Consider the following 25,687-nt stretch of genomic DNA (forward strand, 5'->3'; position numbering starts at 1 on the left):
TGAGAAGGGCCGGTGCGAACCGGCCCTTTTTTTACTGCTTGATCATATAGCCAAAGATGCGCTTCCAGCCGTGATCTTTTTTCTCGATGTAGACCCCCTGCAGCTCCGGCGAGAAGCCCGGCAGGCGGTTGATACCCTCCTCCAGCGCCAGGAAGTAGCGCTGCACCGCGCCGCCCCACACTTCGCCCGGCACCACGCACAGCACGCCCGGCGGATACGGCAGGGCCCCTTCCGCCGCGATGCGCCCTTCCGCCTGGCCGATCGGCACCAGCTCGACGTTGTCGCGGATAAACTCCACGTTGGCGTCCTGCGGGTTCATCACCACCGGCGGGAAATGATCCTGACGGAACATCTCCTTTTGCAGCTGCTTAACGTCAAAGCTGACGTACAGATCGTGCATCTCCTGACACAGCCGGCGAATGCTGTAGCCGCGGTAACGCTGCTCGTTCTTGCGGTACACCGTCGGCAGCACCACGCTCAGCGGCGCATCCTCTTCGACATAGCGTTCGAACTGCGCCAGCATCTCCACCAGTTGTTCCATCTTGGCCGGGTTCTCCGCCGGGGTCAGCAGGAACAGGATCGAGTTGAGATCGCACTTCTCCGGCACGATGCCGTTCTCGCGCAGGAAGTTGGCCAGAATGGTGGCCGGCACGCCGAACTCGGTGTATTGGCCGGTCGCGGCGTCAATACCCGGCGTAGTCAGCAGCAGCTTGCACGGATCGACCAAATACTGATCCTGGGCATAGCCTTCAAAGCCGTGCCACGTTTCCCCCGGCACAAAGGTGAAGAAACGCGCGTCGTTGGCGATCAGATCGGTATCGTGATCCTGCCAATCTTTGCCCGCCACCTGCTGCGGAATAAACGGTTTCAGTTGGGAACAGCGCTTGAGCAGCTGTTTGCGCGTCTCGATGCCCAGCTTGACGCAGTCCATCCACATGCGGCGCCCGGCGGGGCCGGCGTGCATCTTGGCGTTGACGTCCAGCGCGGCGAACAGCGGATAGAACGGACTGGTCGACGCATGCAGCATAAACGCGTTGTTCAGGTGCTTGTGGTTGCAGTGGCGCTTTTGCCCTTTGATATGGTCGTCTTTCTTATGGATCTGCGAGGTCTGCGAGAACCCCGCCTGCTGTTTATGCACCGACTGAGTGACGAAGATGCCCGGATCGTGCTCGTCCAGCTCCAGCAGCAGCGGCGAGCACTCTTTCAGCATCGGAATAAAGCCTTCGTAACCCACCCAGGCGGAGTCGAACAGAATGTAATCGCACAGGTGGCCGATGGTGTCGATCACCTGGCGAGCGTTGTAAATCGTGCCGTCGTAAGTGCCGAGCTGAATGATCGCCAGCCGGAACGGCCGCGCCGCCGCGGCTTTCTCCGGCGCCACCTCGCGGATCTGCTCACGCAGATAGCGTTCGTCGAAGCAGTGCGCATCGATGCCGCCGATAAAGCCGAACGGGTTGCGGGCGGTTTCCAGATAGATCGGCGTGGCGCCGGCCTGGATCAGCGCCCCATGGTGGTTGGATTTGTGGTTGTTGCGATCGAACAGCACCAGATCGCCGCGGGTCAGCAGCGCGTTGGTCACCACCTTGTTGGCCGCCGAGGTGCCGTTGAGCACGAAGTAGGTTTTATCGGCGTTGAACACCCGCGCCGCGTGCTTTTGCGCATCCTTGGCCGAGCCTTCGTGGATCAGCAAATCGCCCAGCTTGACGTCGGCGTTGCACATGTCGGAACGGAACAGGGTTTCACCGTAGAAATCGAAAAACTGCCGGCCGGCCGGGTGCTTGCGGAAGAACTCGCCGCCCTGATGGCCTGGGCAGGCGAAGGTCGAATTCTCCATCTCGACGTAGGTCTTCAGCGTTTTGAAGAACGGCGGCAGCAGCGCCTGCTCGTAGGCGTCGGCGGCGGCCTCCAGTTGCGCCATGTAGAACGGCTTGCTGGCGCCGGCCAGCAGCGCAAAAACCCCACTGACAAACGGCAGATAGTCCGGCGAGAGATGCTCGTCCCCTTCCACCGCCACGAAGGTCGGAATGTCGAACCCCGTCGCCTGCAAGCGCGCCAGAATGCCGGCGTTCACGTCGGCGACCGACACCACCGCCGCCGCCACGTCAGTGTAGTCCGTCTGCTCTACGCGCACGATCTGGCGCAGCGTCTCAATGGTGGCGACCAGGCTGGCGCTGGTCGCGATTTTCAATTCTTTCATCATGCTGACTCTCAAACGGTGAAGGATGAGGGTGTGCCACCGGCACGGTAATGAGATAACGCGGTTATCCCGGTAAAAGCGATACCCGGGCACGGCAGCATAAGCGGCGTGCGTGACCGGCTCATGATCGGGGATCATCAGGCGGCTATCGGGGGAACTGGTCTTGGCAGCGTCCGACAGGCATCAGTAAAATCAGGGCCGCAGCGCTGGCTTTACGCATGCCTAACAGCGAGCGTCAGGCGGCCTTACCGCATGGCCGGCAGGCGTATTCGGGCGGATGACGTGCGGAGGAAACAACGGCGGAACGGTGGCGGCGTCAGATGTCTGGTGCGCAGCAGCGCTTGAGCAACAAAACCAGTCATGCCAATAACCCTCTGGCTTATAAGAAGCGGAAACACCGTCAGGGAACGGAGAGTGCTAAAATTTGCGCAATGATTGCATGATTCGTTGCAGGGTTCAAGCGAGAATCGCCTTGATTGAACGTCCATTGATTAAAGCATAATTCATTGTTATTTAATTGAAAAACCAAAAATCGCGCGTTTTAAGATGGTATAAATACACGTTTTATATGCATATTTATTGAATGCGGATATCCCCCCGTCCCCCGCCCCTCCGGGCTTGCTGCCTGAAAATAGAGCAACCGATCGGCTTTGTGACAGAAAGCGATTGACGCCATCCGGCCAATACGGTTTAATGCGCCCCGTTGCCCGGATAGCTCAGTCGGTAGAGCAGGGGATTGAAAATCCCCGTGTCCTTGGTTCGATTCCGAGTCCGGGCACCATATTTAGAGAACCCAGCCTATGGCTGGGTTTTTGCTTTTCAGAGACAGGACTCTCCATCGAACTGCGTTCGATTATTCGGCCAGAGGCCTCACCCTGCGGGCCAGCGCTGAATCGCTGTTCAACACGGCGCCAGCGCCGGTTGTCCGAGTCCGGGCACCCTATTCAGAAGAACCCGCCTATGGCGGGTTTTTCGCTTTCTGGGATACGGACTCTCCATCGAACTGCGTTCGATTATTCGATCTTACGGCCTCACCCTGCGGGCCAGCGCTGAAGCGCCACCGCATCATCCGATGGATGTGCAATTTCGCATTACAGGTGCACTTTCTCAAAAGGCCCCCCCCAATCCTCCAGGCGTCAAACGAGCGCACTCATATTCTCCGTTTATCGAGTGTTTTTTATTGTCATTCGGTGATGGAATATAGCCACGAACCTCTAACGGTATCACTTTGTTAAATAAAAACATATTGGATTAAAACTAGGAACATTCCGAATAAAAACGACATTGCTGTTAATTCATTCATATAAGGCTATGCTGAGTTTTACCTATTGATAAGACATTTTTAACCTATTCCGCTGCCAACGCGAAATAATGGAGGATCCGGCGACAATGGCAATTGATATGTATATGAAAGTTGAAGGAATGACGGGCGAGTCCCAAGACAGCAATCATAAAGGATGGACCGACGTACTTTCGTTTAACTGGGGCGCTTCACAGCCAGGAAATATGGCTGTCGGCGGTGGGGGCGGTTCCGGGAAAGTGAATTATCAAGACCTCCGTATTCAAGCGCTTATCGACAAATCTACACCCGCCATTCTTAAATATTGTTCCAGTGGAAAACATGTCGCGAAAATCGAGCTTTCCGTATGCAAAGCGGGCGGCAACCAGGTGGAATATTCCAAAATCGTTCTCGAAGACGTGCTGGTGACGCAAACCGATTTTAATGGTGTCGGTCAAAATGATGCGATCCTGGTTGATTACGCCTTCCAGGCGTCAAAAGTCACCATGAGTTACTGGGAACAAGGCAGCAGCGGCACTAAAGGCGCGGAAAGCAAATCTGGTTGGGATATCAAGCAGAATAAAGAGAGCTAAGTGCATTCTGGCACCTAACAATACGTTAATGATCGGGTGATAAAATCATGGCAATGGATATGTTTTTAAAAGTTGAAGGCATTAATGGCGAATCGAAAAATGCGAATCACAAGCAATGGATCGATGTCTTTTCCTTTAACTGGGGCGCGCGGCAGCCTGGCAATATGGCCGTTGGCAGCGGCGGCGGTACGGGTAAAGTGAATTTTCGCGATCTGACCGTACAGGCTCTGATAGATAAAGCGACACCTGCCTTATTGAAATACTGTTCGGCCGGTAAACACCTCGCCAAGGTGCAGTTGTCGCTTTGCAAAGCCGGTGGGCAGGAAGTGGAATATACCCGCATTACTCTGGAAGATGTATTAGTGACTCATACCGACTTCATCGGTGTCGAGCACGGTTCCACGCTAGGCATTGAATACTCTTTTCAGGCCGGTAAAGTATCGATGGAATACTGGGAGCAAGCGAAGCAAGGCAATAAAGGAGCTTCGGTGCAGATGGGCTGGGACATTAAGCAAAATAAAGAAAGCTAATCACATTACGGTGCATATCGTAATGGCGGGGGGATTATGGCATTTCCTAAGTCACATGAAATTTTAGCTCTGACATCGCAACACGAATCGAATAATCGGGTGTCAGCCAACTTTTTGACCCGTGAGATTTTGAATGAGGCGCTGATCCTCGTCAGGTCTCTGTCACCAGAAGAAGTCTTTCGATTAACAAAAACGGAGACCGGCCAGATCGCGTTTACGCTGGGTGAACTCAAAGATGAAAACAACCGCCGATTGACAGCCAATAATATTGAGTCAGGACAACGACCAGGTGGAAGAATTAATCACCTGGATAACCGCATTAATGTCTCTTTTCCCGGAACCTCATGGCAAATGGGAGCGCGTGTTCAGCATTTTGAGAATATCGCGTCGAGTACCGTCGGCGGAGCCGGTCTGGTTTTGATCGCGGGATTATGGACGGGGGCCGGCTCTGGCGTTGGCAGCATTTTAGGCAGAAATGCCGCCCAGCTCGCGGTAGTGACTGGCACGTATTTGGGTAAACGCTTCGTGACCAATAAAACCATGGTCGTGAATCAGATGGCGGCGCATATCAAAAACCTTGCCGATATGTTTAACTCCACCCACAACGCCTTTAATGATTTCAAGTTCGAAAGCGCAGCCAAGCGCGCACAATACAGTCCCGATCCTCAGGCAGAGCACCCTATTACTTTTGAACAGAAAGTCACGGATAACAATGCAGTTCCTGCTAATCATACCGATGCCATTCAGGCTATCGTGCGCCGTTTTGTGACGGGAACTTACCAACGTGTAGATATCGTCGGCCAGGGCGATATGTTTATAAAAGTCTTTTTCAGCGATGGGGAACTGGACATTTCGCAAGCCCAGTATGACTACCTCAGCAATTTGAAGCTCCCGTGATTGATCAACCTGGCAGGTCTTCGCGGTTCTGGCGCAACGGTTGTCATTCTGTCCAGGGTGAAAAAATGCCCCGAACTGACGAAAAGATTTTTATTGTCGGTAAGAATGGTCAATGACGATGACAAGGCAGACTGCCGGATCGGACGCGATCGTTGCGCCAGCGTGGCCAGGTTTTTCATACTCGGCTCGAGCAAGCGCCCTCTCCGGGCAGTCTTTGTCCGGCATTAATTAAACGAACCCTCCCCCCGGTAGTTAACGCGAACCCTCCGCGTCCATAGGGTGCAACTCGGGGTAAAATATTGCCGTTCGGGGGGCAACAAGAGGAGATAAAGGTACAGAAGTGTGCGTATCACCTTAGTGGAAAAGTGTGATACCCTGCCGCAAAAACAAAATAAAGCATTGAATTAAATGATAAAAATTAACTTACAACGCACGGATTTCATAATTTCACTTCCGATTTCATCTTTGCAAAAAGCATCCTGCCTCTAATATCACGTTATTTCACCTTCCCCGCGCCTATTTTAAGGCTATTCTAAGCAACGAATACACCGAGCCCGGCGTGCAATGGCATATACATCAGAAAAGCAGATAAGAACTCATACGGTGGGCATCCTCCCTGGTGGCCGTTTTCATGGCTTGATGAATCAGGGGGACATCGGAATTTTACTTAGGAATATTCATTAAATACACGCGCAAACCTTCATAGGGATTTTCATGGAAAGAAATACGCCCGTAGCCTTTGCCTGATGCGCTACCTAATGCTAAACGGGCATTTAAAATTGCGGTATTTTTGGCTCGTACACCTTTTAATTACATTTAATTCGTGAAGCTTACTTATAAGAAAAAGGCAGCCTGGTTGCTATAAGCCACCCTATCTGCAGCCGTATTTCTGGGTATTATTCTCATTATACTGGAGCTTATTAATGAATCAGCGTTTGGATATCATCGGTATTGGCCTTGGCCCGTCGAATCTTAGCCTGGCAGCCTTAGGAAGTGAAATAGAGGGATTTACGGGACAGTTCCTTGAGCGCAAACCTCATTTCTCCTGGCACCCAGGGATGATCCTGGCGGATTGCAGCATGCAGACCAACTTTTTAAAAGATTTAGTGAGCGCGGTTGCCCCAACCAATCGCTACAGCTTTCTCAACTATCTGGTAAAAAACAGAAAATTTTATCGTTTCCTGACGACGGAGCAGCGCACCGCATCGCGCGAAGAGTTCGCCGATTACCTCACCTGGGCCGCCGCCGGGATGGGATCATTGGCATTCAATCAAGACGTTCAGCGGGTCGAATTTGACGATCGGCAGCGCCAGTTCGTGGTGACCACCTCGAACAAGGTCTTCCACGCCAAACACGTCAGCATTGGCATAGGCAAGAAAATAAAGTTGCCGGATTGCGTGACGACGCAAAGCGACCGCTGTTTCCATGCCAGCGAAATGATGCTGCGCAACCCCGATCTGACCGGCAAACGCGTGGCGATCGTCGGCGGCGGCCAGAGCGGCGCAGATCTGTTCCTGAATATTTTTAAAGGGGAATGGGGGCAGCCGGCGCAGCTCGACTGGATATCGCGCCGCAATAACTACAATGCGCTCGATGAGGCTGCTTTTGCCAACGAATACTTCACGCCCGATTACGTCGAGAGCTTTTACTCACTGGACAGCGCGGCCAAGCGGCATATGCTGGCCGAACAGAAGATGACCTCAGATGGCATCACCAGTGAGTCGCTGCTGGCGATTTATCGCGCCATGTACCACCGCTTCGACGTCCTGCGCGAGAAATTATGGGTGCGCCTGCTGCCCAGCCGTTCGCTGACGGCCGTGAAACACACGCTGGATAACGCCTACCAACTCGAAACGCGTCATCATCTCGATCACGGCCAGGAAACCTTCAAGGCGGACGTGGTGATCTTTGCCACCGGTTATCAATCGGCGACGCCTGAGTTCCTTGAGCCTTTGGCCCACCGGTTGTTAAAGACTGCGGACGGTGAATACCGCATAGCCCCAGACTTTACCTTTGAGTGGGAAGGCCCAGCGGAGAACTGCTTATTTGCGATGAACGCCAGTATGCATAATCACGGCATTGCCGATCCTCAGCTGAGCCTGATGGCCTGGCGATCGGCCCGCATTCTTAATCGGGCGTTAGACCACAAGCCATTTGATCTGGGAACAACGCCGACAGCCATTCAATGGCGCAGTGAAAGCGTACCGCCCGCGTTTTAAATACAAGAACGTCTTAATCATTGTCACTATGCTTTGATGGAATTACGTATATGAAGAGACAATTCAAGAAGTTTATTCTGAATCAGCTGGCCGTATTAGCCCCCGAGTTCAAGGCCCGATTGATATACAAAAGGGCATTTGGCAAACCGCTGAATTTACAGTCGCCCTCAACCTGGAATGAAAAAATAAATCATCTTAAGTTGAATGACTACAGTAATAACGCATTAGTGACTCAATGTGCAGATAAATATGCGGTGAGAGAGTACATCAAAGAAAAGGGATGCGAAGAGATTCTTAATGAGTTGTATTTTTCCTGTGATTCAGTGCAGGAAATACCGTGGGAAACGCTGCCTGATAAATTTGTCATTAAGGGAAACCACGGTTCAGGGTATAATTTAATTTGCCAAAATAAACAATCGTTGAACATTAAAAGCGCCTCTCATCTGATCGATGGATGGATGAAAGACGATTACTGGAAAACCTATGTAGAACTCAACTACAAAGGGATACAAAAAAAGATCATTGGGGAAAAGTATATCGAATCGACCAATGGTCACGGGCCTGAAGACTATAAAATCTATTGTTTCCGCGGTGTGCCTTACTGCACCTTGCTGTGCGTCGGCAGGGATACCGGGACGCCAAAATATTACTTCTTCGACAAAGAGTTCAAGTTCCTTTGCTATAGCGAAGACTGTCTGGCATTGAGCCAGGAGGAGATAGACGCTTTCGTGAAACCTGAGGGATATGATGAGCTGTTTGAGTACGCCACTCGCTTGTCGGCGCCCTTTGAGTTTGTTCGCGTTGATTTCTACATCTCGCAAGGCCAGATCATTTTTGGCGAGCTAACCTTTACCCCCTCCGCCGGATTGGATACGGATATTTTGCCGCCGACCGATATTTTGCTTGGCAAGATGCTGACGCTGCAGCAGCACTGATTTTCACCGGACGCCCACAGGGAAGATCGGGCGGCGCAGTGCCCAGCGCGAGAGGAATACCGGCCGACATGTTCGCAACCTGCCGGCCGGTATTGCCCTGAAGGTATCGGGCCCATGATCTCGCTTGTTCATACCGCCGTTACAGAAAAACCCCGCCACCTATCCCTGATAGCCCGCAACCGGCCCAGGCGCAATACCTCAGCCGGACCACATAACCATTTGAAAAATAATGCCATTAAATAATCAATAAGAATCACTTACATATTTATAATAAAATGTTCTATATGTATAGGAAGCTATAATATAAGATACCGGAAAGTTTCCCTGGTGTTGTTGTGTGTCTTTGCCCTATTTTATAGGGCTTTTTTTGCTAAAAATCGTTGATAACCGTGTATTTCCCCCGCTATTCGCCATTCCCCTCCCCATAAAAACCATAACCATTTCTAATTAATTGCAATCTCTCTTATTCCTGACTTACCAATAATAACAATGAGTTGCTATTAACCCGGCAAAGCAACTGGCGGCCCTCTTCCGGGTTTTGGCCGCCATTCGCGGCCGGAATGTCCGCCCTAAAGGTAGGTTTTTGCCGGGCGCGAACGGATGCTACTATCGGCCTTTTTCCGAAGGTGCTAACCCGCATGTTTTTGTCCAACCGGCATTTTATCTCTGCGCTTCTGGCGCTCGCCATCGGCCTTTGGCTGCCGGGTTCCGTGCTGGCCAGGCCCGATTTGGAACGCAAGATCGGCACTACCGTAGCCGATAGCGATTCTGCGGATTACCGCTTCAGCGACCTGCGCTTCACCTCCGCCGATGGCCGACGGCATTACCGCGTTCGCATCGCCCAACCGCATCGGGCGCCTGAGCCGGGCGGCTATCCAACGGTTTATTTCCTCGACGGCAACGCGGTGCTGATGGAGTTAAACGCCGCCTTACTGGCCAAATTGGCAGCGGCGAAGCGGCCGCCGGTGCTGGTCATGATCGGCTATGACAACGATCTGCGCATCGATGCCGCCGGCCGCGCCTACGACTATACGCTCCCTCTGCCGGCAGGCATGAAGACACCGCCGCGGGCCGGCGGGGGCGCGGATGCGTTCCTGCAATTGATTGAAACTCGGATCAAACCGGCGATCGCCGCCAGACTGGCGGTCGATCCGCAGCGGCAGACGCTGTGGGGGCACTCCTACGGCGGGCTCTTCGTTCTGCACACGTTGTTTACCCATCCTGCCGCCTTTCAGCGCTATATCGCCGTGGAACCCTCGCTGTGGTGGGGCAACGGCATGATCCTGCAAGAAGCGCAGCAGATGACGGAACGGCGCGCGGCGCCGGCGATAAGGCTGCAACTGTGGGTTGGCCTGGCGGAACGCGATCGCGCGGCCCCGCCCGGTGTAAAGAGCCCCGCTCTGCCGGCGGACGCAACGCATTTGCTGGCCGAACAGCTGGCGCAGCTCGACGGTTTCACCGTCGGCTATCGGGAATGGCCCGCCTTAGGGCACGGCGCCATGCTGGGCGCGACCATCGAGCCGGCGCTGGGCAGCGTCATCGCAGAAGACTGAATTCGCGGCTCAGAAGGCATCGGCCACATTTTCATCTGCAGCGCATATCTTCTGATAAGAAGAGTGTTTAATATCTGAGACAGAGAACGGTGGCCGCGGGCGGGCGCGTCAAAAAACAAAGTGGCTCCCCCGTCGGCAAGTGAGCTTGCTCTATCCGGTGGAGCCATACAGTACTGCAGTTTTCCCGGTGGGGCCCTGGTGAGGCGCAAGTAGGAAAAGATGGTGTAAGCAGGGCATTTCAGCGTTTTAATACCGCCTGTTTCACTATTTTCTTCTCCCTGTGGCGCCTATCATAAGCGCCCGTTCACCAGGCGGAAAAGGGTGAAAACCACCCTTGAAATACATTAACGAAAGTGATATTAGAAGCGGTTGGGGCGAAAGCGCCTAGTTCAGTTTTGAATAATTAAATCAGGGAATTATATTAAAAATGAATATTAATATCACCGACAAACCCAACCCGCAGGATGAAGAGTTCGTTATCGACAGCCTTTGGGCGCACAATCACAAAACCCAGCCCGTAGACATTCACCCGCTGTTCCTGACCGTTACCGACGACAACCAGCAGATCGTCGGCGGCCTGGTCGCGCGCACCTGGTGGGGCGGCCTGGAAGTGCAATATCTGTGGGTTGGCGATCAATGCCGCAAAAGCGGGTATGGCCGCCAATTGATGGAGTTGGCCGAAGAAGAAGCCCGCAAGCGCGGTTGCCATATGGCCTATGTCGATACCTTCGATTTCCAGGCCAGAGGCTTCTACGAAAAATTGGGCTACCGGGTCTACGGCGAGCTGGGCGACTATGCGCATCGCCACACCCGCCATTATCTGGCTAAAAGCCTGTAACGCGGCCTGAGCGGCACAGAGGTGGGTATGGGTTCATCACATAAAAATAATGAATCTTATTTTAAGGGCCTCATCACCATGATGGAGCACCTGAGCGAACCCTGGGGCATCAAAGACCACCTGTCCCGCCACCTCTATATGAACCGCGCCGCTTATCTCTATACCAATACGCCGCTGAATTTCGACGTCGCCGGCAAATATGACCACGAGTTCCCCGCCGACTGGGCCGACTCCGCCGCCGACTTTATCGAGCATGACAAAATGACCGAAGCGGCGCGCGATCGGGTCACGGTCATAGAAACGCACTACTGGTACGGCAAAGACAGCCTGACGCCGTTTATCAGCGAAAAGCTGCCGGTGTACAACGATGACAAACAGGTGATTGGCGTGATCTGGAACGCCAAGCCGATGAACAGCCTGTCACCGCTGAAGTACATCAATCAGCAAAAACCCAGCGTGTTGACCACCGAAGTCAATAACGAGCTGTTCACCCGTGCCGAACTCGATGTTATTTTCCTTATGCTGCAACGATTTACGGTGAAAGAGATCGCCAAAATCTATAATGTCAGCAATAAGACCATCGAAAACCGCATTTATAACATTTACCAGAAGGCCAACGTGCATACTCAGCAGCAATTTGAGGAATACTGCAAATACGCCAATCTGGATAACTACATTCCCGATCGCCTGATAACCAAAGGCATTCAGTTTATTTGAACCGCAAGGAAGATCTCACCGTGATAAAGATCGAAGATTATCCGCTCACCCGGGTGCCGCAGGATAAACGAGTTTCGTTTTTAAGCGTGGCCATCGTGCATATGGGCATGCTGACCGCACTGGACCAGTTCATGCTCGGCGCCGTACTCGGCAATTCCATGACGCTGATTGACGCCTTCACCGCCATCTTCGTCGGCAGCCTGATCTTCGGCGTGGTGACCTACGGCCTGGGGCTGGCGGGCATGCGCGAAGGCATTTCCGGCAGCCTGCTGGCGCGCTGGTGCGGCTTCGGCCGTCTGGGCTCGGTGCTGATAGGCGTGGTGGTTGCCGTCAGCCTGCTGGGTTGGTTCGGCATTCAGAACGCCATTTTCGCCAAGTCGCTCGACTTCGCGCTCGGCAATAAGCTGGGCTTCGGCCTGGCCGCCGGGCTCTCGGGCACGCTATTGACCATCCTGGTGGCATTCGGCTTCAAGGCGCTGCGCATCGCCGCCCGTATCGCGGTGCCGATGTTCATCATGCTGGTGGCCTATATTTCGGTGACCGCGCTTTCCGGCCATAACCTGCAGGAGATCATCCAGCTGGCGCCGCCGGGTGAACCGCTGACCATCAGCGCCGGCATCACCATCGTCGTCGGCGGCGCCATCGTGGCCAGCCTGATGACCCCCGATCTGACCCGTTACTCCAAAAACGGCAAGCACGTGCTCGGCGTCACGCTCTTCACCATTATCGCCGGCGAGTTCGTGGTGAACGGCCTGGCGATCCTGATCGCCAAAACCCTGGGCACCGCGGATGTGGTCACCATCATGTCGCAAGCGGCCGGCGGCGCCGGTTTGCTGGTGGTGGTGTTCTCCACCCTGCGCGTCAACGATCTCAACCTGTACTCTTCTTCACTGGGCATCGTCAATGCGGTGGAAGGCATCACCGGCAAGAAGCTGAAGTACACCTACACTACGCTGGTGATCGGTATTCTGGGCACCACCCTGTCGGTGCTGGGCATTCTTGACCGCTTTGTCGACTTTCTGACGGTGCTTGGCGTGGTCTTCCCGCCGATTATCGGCATCATGCTGGTGGACTATTATCTGCTGCGCAGCCATCGCAAGATCCTGGATGAGAGCCGCCGGACCGGCCAGCTGCCGAACGAAACGCCAACTATCGGCTGGGCGGCGATCGTCGCCAGCATCGCCGGCGGCGCCGTTGGCCTGGCAACCGAATGGGGCGTACCGACCATCAATTCCCTGGTCGCTGCCAGCCTGCTGTATTGGCTGCTTAAACTGGTCTTCAGCCGGGCGCAAAAACCGCTGGCATCACAGAAATCGCTCTGATTTTCGTGAACGCGGTAATGCACTCCTCCGATAACGGGGGAGTGTTAGACGCTCGAAAAGGGGATTCAATGCAAAAGAATGAGCCGATCGCGCAGACAAACGGCCATGGTGATTAGGGTCCCTGGTGTCGGTAGCAAGCTATCCATTATGCTCAGAGTGTGGCAACGCCCCCTCTGAGCTTTTTATTATAAAAACTGTCGGCTTCCGTGTTTTGATCGTAAAGAGAAACTTCAGCTTGCATGAACAGTAGCCCATGAAATCGGCTTTGGTCAACATAAAAGTAAACATAAAACCGGCTTTTGTGTTCACTTTTCCATAAGAAAAACCTAATCAATTGATTTGCACGGCTTTATCTTTCGCGCAGAGGAATCAGACCGCCTCCGCTGATATCATTGCGCTAAACGGCTGACGGAAAACAATAATTACTGCTAATAATCAGTTCGTTACCTGCTCGCCTGCGCCTTTTTATCTGGACAACGCCACTGCGTAAGATATAGTGAAGCCTGCGTAATGTTTGTAAGGACAGCCAATGAAAACCACCAACGCACAGCGCAAAATCAACATCATTAAAAATATTGAATATCTGATGCGTACCCGCGGTGAAACCAAGGCTTCCTTTTCCAATCGCAGCGGCCTGACGCGTACGACTCTCTACAAAATTCTTGACGGAAGAGTGAACAACGTTCAGCAATCCACCGTGAATAGGATCTCCGATTTCTTCGGTGTCTCCTGTGAAGAGATCGAAGATTACGATCTGGAAAAGCTGGAGCTGCTTAACGAAACGCTGTCCACCGAAGGCAACAAGAACCCTTCCGCCATTCCGGTAATCCCGCAGTCGCGCTATCTGGCCGTCTCGCAGCGCAAGATCGGGCAACTGGTCACTGAGTTCCCTTTGACTTATTTCTTCGGCGATGAGTCGAACATGTTGGCAATGAAAATAGAGACCGAAATTAAAGGGTCATTTATTCCCGGCGAAGTCATCATCATCAAACGCCCGCCGGTACTGATTTGCGATTCGCCTTTGCTGTATCACTCGGGAAAAAGCGGCTTCTTTGTGGTTGACGACAAAGACAGCGAAAGCATGGACAAACGCCCTCAGGACACCGTGCAATTCCTGGGTTACATCGTTGGAGAAAGGCTATAAATGGAACCGAATCAGAAGTTCAAGCTGTTGGGCTTCACCCGGCATGGCACCATCGCGGCCAATGTCATGGTATTGGCCACCGGCAAAACCATCACCATGGGGCTGAATGAGCTGGCCGACAGCGAAATATCAGAAGATTTAAGCCGGCATGAGCTGCAGGCGCTGTACCGTAAACTCTATGGTGACAACCAACAAAAAACCGCCTACGAGCTCAGCGATCGCCATGAACGATCCTGGTACGCCTACCTGATTATTACCGTGGCGCTCAGCGTGATTTATATTTTCTCAACGCTGTGCGGCGTCAAGCCGATCCAAATCCCGGTGCTGAATCTCATCACGCCGCCGGCGATCTTCATTTACCCGCTCACGTTCATTCTGGTGGATATCCTCAACGAATTCTATGGCTTACGGCTGGCCAGGCGCACCATCATCATCTCGTTTATCGCCAATCTGACCTTCGTCCTGGGCGTTTGGGTAACGACGCTGGTGCCGAGCATTCCGCAGTGGGAGTACAGCGAGACCTACAACGGCATCGTGCACAGCATCATGGCGGTGCTGGTGGCCTCGTCGGCGGCCTATCTGATCTCCGAAAACGTCAACTCCTACCTGCTCTGCAAAATCAAAGAGTTGACCAATTCCCGCTACCTGTTTGTGCGCGTGATCACCAGCACCGTAGTGGCTTCGGCCATCGACAGCGTGGTGTTCTGTACGCTGGCGTTCTACAACGTGCTGAGCTGGGACATCATCAAAACCATGATCCTGTCGCAGTTCCTGATCAAGGTGGTTTACGCCCTGCTGGGCGTCGGGCCGATCTACGCCACCCGCAGTCTGTTTAATCGCTACATCAATACCGAACAAGCAAAGGGCAATGAATATGCATATCCAAAAGCAAGATAAAATCACCCATCTTGGCGCGAACTCCGATTATCCGGATCAATATGCTCCCGCATTGCTCGAAGCCTTGCCGCGTGCCCGCGGCCGCGATCTGATCGGCGTGGACGAGCGGCAGCTGCCGTTCAGCGGCTTTGATCTGTGGACCGCCTTCGAGCTGTCCTGGCTCAACGCCAAGGGCAAGCCGGTGGTGGGCATCGGCGAATTTACCTTCCCGCACTCTTCTTCCAACCTGATCGAATCCAAATCGTTCAAGCTGTATCTCAACAGCTTCAACCAAACGCGCTTCGACAGCGTGGAACAGGTGAGCGCCGCTATGCAGAAGGATCTGTCGCAGGCGGCCAACGGCCAGGTCACCGTCAAACTCTATCCGGGGCTGGAAGGTTATCCGGCGCAGATCGACCGCCTGCCGGGCATCAACATCGACGATTTGGACATCGCGGTTGACGACTTCACGTTCAAGCCGGAATACCTGTGCGGCGCGGCCGATCAAGGGGAACCGGTAACGGAGACGTTGTCTTCCAACCTGCTGAAATCCAACTGCCTGGTCACCAATCAACCAGACTGGGGCAGCGTGGTGATCCGCTATGAAGGCCGCAAAATCGATCACGAAAGCCTGCTGCGCTACCTGATCTCCTTCCGCCAGCACAATGAATTCCACGAGCAGTGCGTCGAACGTATTTTCAACGACATCAAGCAGCACTGCCGCCCGGAAAAACTCAGCGTGTTCGCGCGCTATACCCGCCGCGGTGGCCTGGATATCAACCCCTTCCGCAGCGATTTCGAAACGGCGCCGGCGCTCGGCCGCCTGATCAGACAGTAAGCGTCATCCACCAATGCTCCCGCCAGGGAGCATTGTTTTCCTCGATTTCATCTCCCTGTTATTTTTCGCCATTATCGTCGTCAGCGGCTATCTTCAAAGCACACTGACGGAGATTAACGACGCATGCCTGACCTTTCTCGCAGAGACATCCTGCGGGCTGCCGCCATCGGATCGGCGTTCTCGCTGTTGCCCGCCTCGATTCGCAAAGCGCTGGCCATTCCCGCCAATAACCGCACCGGTACCCTGCGCGACGTCGAACACGTGGTGATCCTGATGCAGGAGAACCGCTCTTTCGACCACTACTTCGGCACCTTGCCGGGCGTGCGCGGCTTCAGCGATCGCTTTACCATTCCACTGCCCGGCGATCGCCTGGTCTGGCAGCAACAGGGCGCCGAACGGCTGGTGCTGCCCTACCATCTGGACAGCAAACGCGGCAACGCCCAGCGCGTCACCGGCACGCCGCACTCGTGGGTGGATGAGCAAGCCGCCTGGGATCACGGCCGCATGAGCGCCTGGCCCACCTACAAAACGCCGGCCTCGATGGGCTACTACCGCCAGCGGGAGCTGCCGTTCCAGTTTGCGCTGGCCAACGCTTTCACCCTGTGCGATGCCTATCACTGCTCCATCCACGCCGGCACCAACACCAACCGGCTGTTCCACTGGACCGGCACCAACGGCCCATCCGCCGCCGACGTGGCGGTGGTGGTCAACGAATGGGACAGCCCCGGCCCGGCGGACCGCGGCTACCAGTGGACAACCTATCCGGAACGGCTGGAGGCGAGCGGCATCAGCTGGAAGGTGTATCAATTCCTGCCGGACAACTTTACCGACAACCCGCTGGCGGGTTTTCGCCAATACCGCGCCGCCAGCATTCAGGTGGGCAACCCGGCGTGGCCGCCGAAAGACTTCAACGCTTTCGTGCCTTATAGCGATGCGCTCAACGAGGCCGCACCGCTGTACAAAGGCAACGGCAACACCCTGCCGGCCGCCGACGGCAACGATCTGGACGCCATGCTGGCCGGATTCCGCGCCGACGTGCAGCAGGGCAAACTGCCGCAGGTCAGTTGGATCATCGCGCCGGCGGCCTATTCGGAACACCCCGATCCCTCCAGCCCGGTACAGGGCGGCTGGTTCACCCAAGAGATCCTCAACGCGCTGACCAACAACCCGGAGGTGTGGAGTAAAACCGTTCTGCTGGTCAACTACGACGAAAACGACGGCTTTTTTGACCATATGCCTTCGCCTTCCGCGCCGTCGCTGCGCGAAGACGGCAGCTTCGCCGGTAAATCGACGGTGCCGTTCGACACCGAGATCTTCCAGCACGTGGCGCCACCCGGTTCGCAGGATCAACCGCCGCCGGACGGCCGCATCTACGGCCCTGGCCCGCGGGTGCCGATGCTGGTGCTGTCGCCCTGGAGCCGCGGCGGCTGGGTCAATTCGCAGGTTTTCGATCACACCTCGGTGCTGCAATTTTTGGAAAAGCGCTTTCAGGTGCATGAACCCAACATCAGCGCCTGGCGCCGCGCGGTGTGCGGCGATCTCACTTCGGCGTTCAACTTTGTCGATCCTAACGGCGAAGCGCTGCCGAGCCTGCCCGCCACCAGCCGCCACGCCGCCGACGGCCTGCGCCAGCGTCAGGAACAGCTGCCGCAAGTGCCGCTGCCATCGCCCGCCCACCAGCGTTTACCCCACCAACGCCGCCTGGCACGCCCTTCCCGCGCGTTGCCCTACCAGCTGCACGTCGAGGCCAGCGTCGCGGCCGAGCAACGCCGCGTGACGCTGAACCTGTTCAATACCGGCGAGCAGGGAGCGGTGTTTCACGTCTACGACCGGCGCGATCTGGCGCAGATCCCGCGCCGTTTTACCGTCGAGGCGGGCAAGGCGGTCAGCGACGACTGGCAAACGGAGAATGAGTACCATCTGTGGCTGCTTGGCCCCAACGGCTTTCATCGTGAGTTGCGCGGTGCCCTGAGCCGGCCGCAGCCGGAGGTGCGTTTGCGCCCGACGGGCCGCAACCTGCTGCTGCAGTTGAATAACCCGGCCCCCGAAGCGATAACGGTCACCCTCGAACGCTGCCCTTACACGCAGCAAGGCCCGTGGCCTATCACGCTGCCTGCGGGCGGCAGCCATCAGCAAGCGTTTGACGCCCGCGCCAGCGGCGGTTGGTACGATATTACGCTGCAAAGCGCCGGGGGCTGGCTGCGTCGCCTGGCGGGGCGGCTGGAAGATGGCGAACACAGCGTCAGCGACCCGCTGATGGGCCATGAATAACTATCGGCATCGAGGGAGTTCAAAAATCGAAAGGATATCGCTTATCATTGCGCTCTCGTTCTTCGCCGATTACCCAAGGATCTTCATGCCCGCTGTTCTTATCGCCAAAGCCGGCCGCTGGTTGGCCGCCTGCGTTTTACTGTTGGCCGGCGCCGCTCAAGCCGCGCCGATCGTCGTCACCGATGTCGCCGGCCGCCAGGTTACGCTGCCGCAACCGGCCAAGCGCGTTATCCTGGCCGACGCCCGCGCGCTGTTGGCGCTGAATATTCTGCATCCGCAGGAGCCGCTGAAAAACATCATCGCCTGGGACAACTCGCTGAAGGTCAAAGCGCCGGATCTGGTTGAAGCCTACGCAAAAAAATTCCCACAGGTCATGCAGATCCCCACCTTCGACAATCCCTACACCAGTGACTTCAGCGTGGAAAGCGCGGTGGTGCGTCAACCGGATCTGATCATTTTCGACATTGGCCTGCTGAGCAAATTGAAAGACAGCGGCGTGCTGACCCAGCTGGAAAAGGTCGGCATCCCGGTGCTGATCATCGATTTTCGCCAACAGCCGCTGACCAACACCGTCGCCAGCATGGCGCTGTTGGGTAAAGTATTTAACGAGCAGCCCAATGCCGACGCCTTCATCCGTCTCTATCAGCAGCGCCTCGAGCTGGTGCGACAGCGGGTCGCCACGCTGAAACCGGAGCAGCGCCCCAGCGTCTTCATCGAGCGCAGCGCCGGCATCAAAGGCGAACAGTGCTGCAACACCTTCGGCAAAGGCAGCTTCGGGCAGTTCATCGAGACCGCCGGCGGCAATAATATTGGCAGCACGCTGTTTTCAGACATGGGCGGTGAAGTGAACGTCGAACAGGTGATCAGCAGCAACCCGGATTTCTATCTGCTGACCGGCGCCGACTGGAGCCGCGGGCATCGCGGCACGCTGGCGGTGCCGCTGGGTTACGCCACCGATATGGCCACCAGCCAAAAGAAACTGGCGCACCTGCTGGATCGCACCGGCATTAACGTGCTGAAAGCGGTGAAAGAAAAACGCGTGATGGCGATTTACCATCAATTTTACGACACGCCGCTCAACTTTATCGCGGTTGAGGCGATCGCCAAGTTCCTGCACCCGGCGCTGTTTAAAGATATTGATCCGCAAGCGGATATCGAAATGGTGCACCAGAAATTCACCGCGCTGGATTACAGCGGCGTCTTCTGGCTTACGCCGCAATAACCCCCGCCAGGGCCCGCCAACCGGGCCCTGTTTCCCGCATTCATTATTTAGTTACCCGCTTAACTATCCCGTAACAATTCTATTTACTTGCCAATAATTATCATTAAGATTGTCGTTTCTAAAAAAATACATCCGGGTCTGAAACTCTTAAGGCATTATTATGTCACCTCTTTTTCGGCTTTCTCTGCTGACGGCTTCCATCGCCGTCGCATTCCCTGTCCTTGCTACTGATAACTCATCTCAGAACGATACCGACACCGTGACCGTCGTCGGCAACTGGCTGGACAACCCCGATACCAGTTCGGTGCTGCTCAACCATCCGGGCGCGCGTTCCATCGTCACCCAGCAGCAAATGCACGAACAGGGCGACCAAACCATCGCCGATAGCCTGCGCGGCGTACCCGGCGTGCAAGTGCGCGACAGCAACGGCACCGGCGGCAGTGACATCTCGCTTAACGTCGGCGTGCGCGGCCTGACTTCGCGTCTTTCTCCACGCTCCACCATTCTGATGGACGGCGTCCCGCTGGCGGTCGCGCCTTACGGCCAGCCGCAGCTGTCGATGGCCCCGCTGTCTATCGGTAATCTGCAATCGGTGGACGTGGTGCGCGGCGGCGGCGCGGTGCGCTACGGGCCGCAGAACGTCGGCGGCGTGATCAACTTCGTTACCCGTGACATTCCCAAAACGTTTGGCGGCACCGCCAGCGTACAAACCCAGGGCGCCAGCCACGGCGGCCTGAAGACCCTGACCAGCGCCTCCGTGGGCGGCACCGCAGACAACGGCCTCGGTGCCGAACTGCTCTACTCCGGGCTGCACGGCCAGGGTTACCGCGACAACAACGACAACACCGACATCGACGATTTCATGTTGAAAACGCGTTATGCGTTCACCGATCGTGACGAGCTGCTGGCCAATTTCCACTACTACGATGCCAAAGCCGGCATGCCGGGCGGGCTGAGCACCGCGCAATACGCGCAAAACCCGTTCCAATCCACGCGGCCGTGGGACCAGTTCGAAGGCCGCCGCAAGGATATGTCGTTCAAGTACAAACATCAGGAAGACGACAAACAGTTCGAAGTGTTGACCTACTTCACCGACAGCTACCGCGGCAGCAACATCGAATCGGAAGGCACAGGCAAAAACGCGGGCCAGCGGCGCATGGTCTCCTATCCGCGCCACTATTCAACCTGGGCTATCGAACCAAGTTATTCGCAGGTCTTCCGTTTCTGGGATATGGCGCACGAGATCACCCTCGGTTACCGCTATCTGAATGAAACCATGGATGAAAAGGCGTCGCGTTCGGCCTGGTATAACCCGGCGAATATCGGCTCGACGCCGGAGACCCCGGATTATTACCAGCACACCTCCGGCGGCACCGCGGCCAACGCGTTCTATATCGACGACACCATTAACGTCGGCAACTGGACGGTCACGCCGGGCCTGCGTTATGAAAGCATCCGTACCCACGTGGACGATTCGTTCAACAACATCAGCCGCAAGAAAAGCTACAGCGAGCCGCTGCCGTCATTGAACGTGATGTACCACCTGTCCGACGCCTGGAAACTGTTCGCCAACGCCAACACTTCTTTCGGCAGCATGCAGTATTTCCAACTGACCAAAGGCGGCAACGGCAACCAGCCGGCGCCGGGGCTAACGGCGGAAAAAGCGCACACCTATGAATTCGGCACCCGCTACGACGACACCGTAGTCAAGGCCGAGGCCACGCTGTTCTACATCGATTTCGATAACCAGCTGCAGTACATCAGCAACGACGTGGGCTGGACCAACATGGGTGCCACCAAGCACAAAGGCATCGAGCTGGCACTCAGCTACGATCTCAGCGAACTGAATCGCGCGCTCGACGGCGCCAGCGTCTACACCAGCTATACCTACACCAAGGCCAGCACCGACAAGGGCGACTTCGCCGGTAAAGATCTGCCGTTCTACTCGCGCCAGGTCTATACCGTCGGTACACGTTACGCCACCGGCAGCTGGGTATGGAATCTGGACGGTTATGCGCAGTCGAAACAGCATTCGCCGGGCACCGGGCCGGAGTACATCACGCAGGAAAGCGCCGATGGCCAGTTCGGCAATATCGCCGGTTACATGGTGTGGAATATGCGCGGGGAATATAACTTCGGGCCGCAGCTGTCGAACCTGACGCTGGGTGCCGGGGTGAAAAACCTGTTCGATCAGCGCTACTTCACCCGCTCCAACGACAACAACTTCGGCAAGTACGTCGGCGAACCGCGCACCTTCTTCGTGCAGGGGTCAATCGCCTTCTAATGCCGGGGCCCGGCAGGGCCTCGGTATCACCGACAGTAAAGGCGAAACAGGCGCGCCAGGTGCGCGCCCATCGGCGTCAGGGTGGTGTCCTTGCGTTGGATAAGATAAAACGTCGCTTTCGGCAGACGCTCTTCCAGCTCGAGCGGCACCAAATGCTTGCCCAAAATCGGATCCGAAATCACGTCCACCGACAGAATGCTGACAAAATCGCTCTGCGCCACCAGGCTGGTACAGGCCATAAAGGTCTCGCACGTCACGCTGATCGACGGCGCCATGCCCAAGTCCCCGAACAGATCGTGCAATAGCCGATAGTAACTGCCTTTCGGCGTCGGCATGGTCCAGTCGCAGTGCTGCAGCTGTTTCAGCGAGGTCGCCCCCTCCATCGGATGCCCTTTGCGCACCACCACCCGATACTCTTTTTCCATCAGCCGTTCATACTGCAGCTCGTTGTCGAGGCTGCTGGGATAATAGGTATTGACGGTAAAATCCAGCTCGCCCTGGCGCAGTTCTGGGATCATCGACACCAGTTGCCCCTCGACGATGCGCACCTTCACGTTGGGGTACTCACGGTGAAACTGGGTGACCACCTGCGGCATCACCGTGCGCGCAATGCTGCCGCCAACGCCGATATTCACCGTGCCGCCCGCCAACCCCAGCCGCTGCTGAATGTCTTCCTGCGCCACCCGCAGCTCTTCGAGGATCAGGCTGGCATGCTGGAAAAAGTTATCGCCGCAGTCGGTCAATACCACCCCCTGGCTACGGCGAATAAACAGCTTGGCGCCCAGCACCTCTTCCAGCTCCTGAATGGCCTTGGTCAGCGCAGGCTGGGAAAGGCGAGAGGTGCGGCTGGCGGCGCGGATGCTGCCCTGGCGGCTAACGTCCACAAATGCACGCAATTGGTGCAATTTTATCGAGGCTGGCATAGGCGAAAGGCGATAACCGTTGTTTATCAATAGCAAGATATTGGCATCTTATTTAGCCAGATTCCATTGTGTACATTCGGAAAAAACATAATAAATAACCAAATTCTTATTTCGCTTAATTAAGCGCATTTTCTGCGCCAATAAGCGCCATTCACGGCAGTTAGTAACCAAACGCACCTTTTTCTTTGCAATAGCTTCACCGTCTGATTTCAGTTCAGAGCATAACTGCTGCCTGGAGCGATCCAGCGCGCGATAACTTATGAGATATCACTATGACTAATTCGCTTTCGATGTTGGTGGCTGATTTGTACCCGCAATTGCAAGCCTGGCGCCGCGACTTCCACCGCTATGCCGAATCCGGCTGGTTTGAGTTCCGCACCGCCACCCTGGTGGCGGAAGAACTCGATCGGCTGGGCTATCGCCTGCAGCTGGGCCGCGAGGTCATCAAGGCAGAGGCGCGCATGGGGCTGCCCTCGCCCGCCGAGCTGGAAGCGCAGGAACAGCGCGCCCGCAATCAGGGGGCGTTGGAGAAATGGCTGCCGCATTTTTCCGGCGGCTTCGCCGGCATCGTCGCAACGCTCGATACCGGCCGCCCCGGCCCGACTATCGCTTATCGCGTGGATATGGACGCCCTCGATCTCAACGAATTGCTGGAACCCGAACACCTGCCGTTCCGTGAAGGGTTCGCCTCTTGCAACAGCGGCATGATGCATGCATGCGGTCATGACGGCCATACCACCATCGGCCTGGGGCTGGCGCACGTGTTCAAAAGCCTGGAATCCCAGCTTTGCGGCACCGTCAAACTGATCTTCCAGCCGGCGGAAGAAGGCACACGCGGCGCAAAATCGATGGTGGAGGCCGGCGTGGTGGACGACGTCGATTTCTTCACCGCGGTGCATATCGGCACCGGCGTGCCGGCCGGCGAGCTGGTGTGCGGCAGCGACAGCTTTATGGCCACCAGCAAGCTGGACGTTACTTTCCGCGGCGTCGCCTCGCACGCCGGCGCCAAGCCGGAAGACGGCCGCAACGCGCTGCTGGCAGCGGCGCAGGCTGCGCTGGGGCTTTACGCCATCCCGCGCCACAGCGAAGGCAGCTCGCGCATCAATGTCGGCGTGCTGCAGGCCGGCACCGGCCGCAACGTGATCGCCGATCGGGCGTTTATGAAGGTGGAGACGCGCGGCGCCACCAATGAGATCAACGCGTTTGTCTATCAACAGGCGCTGAACGCCATCGAAGGCGCCGCCAAAATGCACGGCGTCGTCTGCGATATCGCGCTGATGGGCGCGGCGCAGAGCAGCAAACCAACCCAACCGTGGGTGGATTACATCCGCCGCCAGGCGCAGCAGATAACCGAGCTGGCCTCGGTGGTCGATCGCCGCGAACAGGCTGCGGGTTCCGAGGACGCCACCTACATGATGGAACGGGTGAAATCCCGCGGCGGCCAGGCCTCATACGTCATTTTCGGCACCGAGCTGAGCGCCGGGCACCATAACGAGAAATTCGACTTCAACGAGCAGGTGATGGCGGTGGCGGTGAAAACGCTGGCGTCGCTGGCGCTGAACCTGCCGACATTCGGGAGCGGAGCATGAGCAACTCAGAACTGCAGGCCTTTATCGACGACTACATTGACCAACGCCAGCCCCGCTTCAGCGCGCTGAGCGACGCGATTTGGGACCACCCGGAAACGCGCTTTAACGAGACCTATTCCGCCACGTTGCTGGCCGATGCGCTGGAACAGGAAGGCTTCTCGGTCGAACGCGGCGTGGGCGACATCGAGACGGCGTTCATCGCCAGCTACGGCAGCGGCCACCCGGTTATCGCGCTGCTGGGCGAGTACGACGCGCTGGCCGGGCTGAGCCAGCAGGCCGGTTGCGCCACGCCGCAGCCGCTGGTGGAAAACGGCAACGGCCATGGCTGCGGCCACAACCTGCTGGGCACCGCCGCGCTGGCGGGCGCCTTCGCCGCCAAGGCGTGGATGCAGCAGAACCGGCTGAGCGGCACCCTGCGCTTCTACGGCTGCCCGGGCGAAGAAGGCGGCTCCGGCAAAACCTTTATGGTGCGCGAAGGCCTGTTCGACGACGTCGACGCCGCCCTCACCTGGCACCCGGAAGGCTTCAGCGGCATGTTCAATACCAGCACGCTAGCCAACATCCAGGCGGCGTTTCACTTCAAGGGCGTCGCCGCCCATGCCGCCAACTCGCCGCACCTGGGGCGCAGCGCGCTGGACGCGGTGACGCTGATGAATACCGGCGCCAACTTCCTGCGCGAACATATCGTGCAGGAAGCGCGGCTGCACTACGCGGTCACCAACACCGGCGGCAGCTCCCCCAACGTGGTGCAGGCCGACGCCGAGGTGTTGTACCTGATCCGCGCGCCGCAGCTCGATCAGGCGCAGGACATTTACCAGCGGGTGATCAACATCGCCAAGGGCGCAGCGCTGATGACTGACACCCAGATGGAGGTGCGCTTCGACAAGGCCTGCTCCAATTATGTGCCGAACCGCAGCCTGGAACGCGCGATGTATCAAAACCTGTGCGATTTCGGTCTGCCCGAGTACAGCGACGCCGAGCGCCGCTTCGCCGAGGAAATCCGCCAAACCCTGAGCCGCGACGATCTGCGCAACGCCAAACTCAATATTGCCCGCACCGGCGGCGCGGCCGGGCGCGAATGGGTGCAGCAGTTGGGAGATAAGGTGCTGATGGACGAGGTCGCGCCTTATGTGGAATCCGACGATCTGCTGTACGGCTCTACCGACGTTGGCGACGTGAGCTGGGTGGCGCCGACCGCCCAATGCTTCAGTCCCTGTTTCGCACTCGGCACTCCGCTGCACACCTGGCAACTGGTGGCGCAGGGCCGCACCGCTATCGCCCATAAGGGCATGTGCCTGGCCGGCAAGGTGATGGCGGCGACCGCCATCGATCTGCTGAGCGACAGCGCCCTGCTGGCGCGCTGCCGCAGCGAGTTCGAGCGCCGGCGCGCCGAACAGCCGTACCGCTGCCCAATCCCGCAGGGGGTGCAACCATCGCCATTGAAATAGCATGAACAGACA

Annotated in this window: 19 protein-coding genes and 1 tRNA gene; 18 read left to right on the forward strand and 2 right to left on the reverse strand. The window is 56.5% G+C overall.

Annotation, left to right across the window (positions count from 1 at the left end; all coding sequences use genetic code 11):
- Window positions 1-31: 31 nt before the first annotated feature.
- Window positions 32-2,197, reverse strand: a complete 2,166-nt coding sequence (gene speF / locus AC2CGQ_RS14625) for an ornithine decarboxylase SpeF (protein ID WP_076741031.1) — start codon at window positions 2,195-2,197, stop codon at window positions 32-34.
- A gap of 705 nt (window positions 2,198-2,902) precedes the next feature.
- On the opposite strand from speF, the gene AC2CGQ_RS14630 reads away from it, so the two are divergent.
- The 16 genes from AC2CGQ_RS14630 (at window position 2,903) to AC2CGQ_RS14705 (ending at window position 21,715) form a co-directional block, all read left to right on the forward strand.
- Window positions 2,903-2,978: transfer RNA gene (locus AC2CGQ_RS14630), tRNA-Phe, on the forward strand.
- Window positions 2,979-3,586: 608 nt separating this feature from the next.
- Entirely contained in the window at window positions 3,587-4,069 is a 483-nt protein-coding gene (locus AC2CGQ_RS14635) for an Hcp family type VI secretion system effector (RefSeq protein ID WP_004937362.1), read from the forward strand.
- Between the two features lie 47 nt (window positions 4,070-4,116).
- The gene (locus AC2CGQ_RS14640; protein WP_076740988.1) at window positions 4,117-4,599 is read left to right on the forward strand and encodes an Hcp family type VI secretion system effector; all 483 of its coding nucleotides are present in this window, start codon (window positions 4,117-4,119) and stop codon (window positions 4,597-4,599) included.
- A gap of 36 nt (window positions 4,600-4,635) precedes the next feature.
- Complete coding sequence (locus tag AC2CGQ_RS14645) at window positions 4,636-5,496, forward strand: hypothetical protein (RefSeq protein ID WP_226883070.1); 861 nt, start codon at window positions 4,636-4,638, stop codon at window positions 5,494-5,496.
- A 923-nt stretch (window positions 5,497-6,419) separates the two neighbouring features.
- A complete protein-coding gene (locus tag AC2CGQ_RS14650) occupies window positions 6,420-7,715 on the forward strand; it encodes a lysine N(6)-hydroxylase/L-ornithine N(5)-oxygenase family protein (RefSeq protein WP_015379054.1) in 1,296 nt (431 codons plus the stop codon).
- Between the two features lie 50 nt (window positions 7,716-7,765).
- Entirely contained in the window at window positions 7,766-8,650 is an 885-nt protein-coding gene (locus AC2CGQ_RS14655; RefSeq protein WP_015379055.1) for an ATP-grasp fold amidoligase family protein, read from the forward strand.
- Between the two features lie 638 nt (window positions 8,651-9,288).
- A complete protein-coding gene (locus AC2CGQ_RS14660; RefSeq protein ID WP_049189060.1) occupies window positions 9,289-10,203 on the forward strand; it encodes an alpha/beta hydrolase in 915 nt (304 codons plus the stop codon).
- 427 nt (window positions 10,204-10,630) lie between these two features.
- Window positions 10,631-11,041 carry a GNAT family N-acetyltransferase gene (locus AC2CGQ_RS14665; protein ID WP_004937348.1) on the forward strand — a complete coding sequence of 137 codons (411 nt, stop codon included), beginning with the start codon at window positions 10,631-10,633 and terminating at the stop codon, window positions 11,039-11,041.
- Between the two features lie 27 nt (window positions 11,042-11,068).
- Complete coding sequence (locus tag AC2CGQ_RS14670) at window positions 11,069-11,758, forward strand: helix-turn-helix transcriptional regulator (RefSeq protein WP_004937346.1); 690 nt, start codon at window positions 11,069-11,071, stop codon at window positions 11,756-11,758.
- Window positions 11,759-11,778: 20 nt separating this feature from the next.
- Window positions 11,779-13,080: a cytosine permease gene (locus AC2CGQ_RS14675; protein WP_004937343.1), complete on the forward strand. Its 1,302-nt coding sequence runs from the start codon at window positions 11,779-11,781 to the stop codon at window positions 13,078-13,080.
- Between the two features lie 529 nt (window positions 13,081-13,609).
- Window positions 13,610-14,224 carry a helix-turn-helix domain-containing protein gene (locus AC2CGQ_RS14680; RefSeq protein ID WP_004937341.1) on the forward strand — a complete coding sequence of 205 codons (615 nt, stop codon included), beginning with the start codon at window positions 13,610-13,612 and terminating at the stop codon, window positions 14,222-14,224.
- A complete protein-coding gene (locus AC2CGQ_RS14685) occupies window positions 14,225-15,121 on the forward strand; it encodes a queuosine precursor transporter (protein WP_004937338.1) in 897 nt (298 codons plus the stop codon).
- The gene (gene queF / locus AC2CGQ_RS14690; RefSeq protein WP_484593756.1) at window positions 15,099-15,938 is read left to right on the forward strand and encodes an NADPH-dependent 7-cyano-7-deazaguanine reductase QueF; all 840 of its coding nucleotides are present in this window, start codon (window positions 15,099-15,101) and stop codon (window positions 15,936-15,938) included. Before AC2CGQ_RS14685 ends, queF begins: the two co-directional genes overlap by 23 nt.
- A gap of 123 nt (window positions 15,939-16,061) precedes the next feature.
- Window positions 16,062-18,209, forward strand: a complete 2,148-nt coding sequence (locus tag AC2CGQ_RS14695; RefSeq protein WP_088381925.1) for a phosphocholine-specific phospholipase C — start codon at window positions 16,062-16,064, stop codon at window positions 18,207-18,209.
- An 85-nt stretch (window positions 18,210-18,294) separates the two neighbouring features.
- Window positions 18,295-19,431 carry an ABC transporter substrate-binding protein gene (locus AC2CGQ_RS14700; RefSeq protein WP_021505050.1) on the forward strand — a complete coding sequence of 379 codons (1,137 nt, stop codon included), beginning with the start codon at window positions 18,295-18,297 and terminating at the stop codon, window positions 19,429-19,431.
- A 160-nt stretch (window positions 19,432-19,591) separates the two neighbouring features.
- On the forward strand, window positions 19,592-21,715 hold the full coding sequence (locus AC2CGQ_RS14705) for a TonB-dependent receptor family protein (protein WP_015379060.1): 2,124 nt from the start codon (window positions 19,592-19,594) through the stop codon (window positions 21,713-21,715).
- 26 nt (window positions 21,716-21,741) lie between these two features.
- On the opposite strand, the gene AC2CGQ_RS14710 is transcribed toward AC2CGQ_RS14705, so the two are convergent.
- Window positions 21,742-22,638 carry a LysR family transcriptional regulator gene (locus AC2CGQ_RS14710; RefSeq protein WP_015379061.1) on the reverse strand — a complete coding sequence of 299 codons (897 nt, stop codon included), beginning with the start codon at window positions 22,636-22,638 and terminating at the stop codon, window positions 21,742-21,744.
- Between the two features lie 272 nt (window positions 22,639-22,910).
- On the opposite strand from AC2CGQ_RS14710, the gene AC2CGQ_RS14715 reads away from it, so the two are divergent.
- Both AC2CGQ_RS14715 and AC2CGQ_RS14720 read left to right on the forward strand, forming a co-directional pair.
- Window positions 22,911-24,227, forward strand: coding sequence for a M20 family metallo-hydrolase (locus AC2CGQ_RS14715; RefSeq protein ID WP_261438343.1), 1,317 nt, complete (start codon window positions 22,911-22,913; stop codon window positions 24,225-24,227).
- Complete coding sequence (locus AC2CGQ_RS14720) at window positions 24,224-25,675, forward strand: M20 family metallopeptidase (protein ID WP_406888218.1); 1,452 nt, start codon at window positions 24,224-24,226, stop codon at window positions 25,673-25,675. Before AC2CGQ_RS14715 ends, AC2CGQ_RS14720 begins: the two co-directional genes overlap by 4 nt.
- Window positions 25,676-25,687: the final 12 nt, after the last annotated feature.

The sequence above is a fragment of the Serratia sp. DFXYC6 genome (genome assembly GCF_057196085.1).

Bases quoted from the DNA above. Each gene is read 5' to 3' on its own strand.
- AC2CGQ_RS14660 (WP_049189060.1), top strand. From the start codon at position 9,289: ATGTTTTTGTCCAACCGGCATTTTATCTCTGCGCTTCTGGCGCTCGCC.
- queF (WP_484593756.1), top strand. From the start codon at position 15,099: ATGCATATCCAAAAGCAAGATAAAATCACCCATCTTGGCGCGAACTCC.
- AC2CGQ_RS14640 (WP_076740988.1), top strand. From the start codon at position 4,117: ATGGCAATGGATATGTTTTTAAAAGTTGAAGGCATTAATGGCGAATCG.
- AC2CGQ_RS14635 (WP_004937362.1), top strand. From the start codon at position 3,587: ATGGCAATTGATATGTATATGAAAGTTGAAGGAATGACGGGCGAGTCC.
- speF (WP_076741031.1), bottom strand. From the start codon at position 2,197: ATGAAAGAATTGAAAATCGCGACCAGCGCCAGCCTGGTCGCCACCATT.
- AC2CGQ_RS14710 (WP_015379061.1), bottom strand. From the start codon at position 22,638: ATGCCAGCCTCGATAAAATTGCACCAATTGCGTGCATTTGTGGACGTT.
- AC2CGQ_RS14665 (WP_004937348.1), top strand. From the start codon at position 10,631: ATGAATATTAATATCACCGACAAACCCAACCCGCAGGATGAAGAGTTC.
- AC2CGQ_RS14655 (WP_015379055.1), top strand. From the start codon at position 7,766: ATGAAGAGACAATTCAAGAAGTTTATTCTGAATCAGCTGGCCGTATTA.
- AC2CGQ_RS14715 (WP_261438343.1), top strand. From the start codon at position 22,911: ATGACTAATTCGCTTTCGATGTTGGTGGCTGATTTGTACCCGCAATTG.
- AC2CGQ_RS14645 (WP_226883070.1), top strand. From the start codon at position 4,636: ATGGCATTTCCTAAGTCACATGAAATTTTAGCTCTGACATCGCAACAC.
- AC2CGQ_RS14705 (WP_015379060.1), top strand. From the start codon at position 19,592: ATGTCACCTCTTTTTCGGCTTTCTCTGCTGACGGCTTCCATCGCCGTC.
- AC2CGQ_RS14680 (WP_004937341.1), top strand. From the start codon at position 13,610: ATGAAAACCACCAACGCACAGCGCAAAATCAACATCATTAAAAATATT.
- AC2CGQ_RS14670 (WP_004937346.1), top strand. From the start codon at position 11,069: ATGGGTTCATCACATAAAAATAATGAATCTTATTTTAAGGGCCTCATC.
- AC2CGQ_RS14650 (WP_015379054.1), top strand. From the start codon at position 6,420: ATGAATCAGCGTTTGGATATCATCGGTATTGGCCTTGGCCCGTCGAAT.
- AC2CGQ_RS14720 (WP_406888218.1), top strand. From the start codon at position 24,224: ATGAGCAACTCAGAACTGCAGGCCTTTATCGACGACTACATTGACCAA.
- AC2CGQ_RS14695 (WP_088381925.1), top strand. From the start codon at position 16,062: ATGCCTGACCTTTCTCGCAGAGACATCCTGCGGGCTGCCGCCATCGGA.
- AC2CGQ_RS14700 (WP_021505050.1), top strand. From the start codon at position 18,295: ATGCCCGCTGTTCTTATCGCCAAAGCCGGCCGCTGGTTGGCCGCCTGC.
- AC2CGQ_RS14685 (WP_004937338.1), top strand. From the start codon at position 14,225: ATGGAACCGAATCAGAAGTTCAAGCTGTTGGGCTTCACCCGGCATGGC.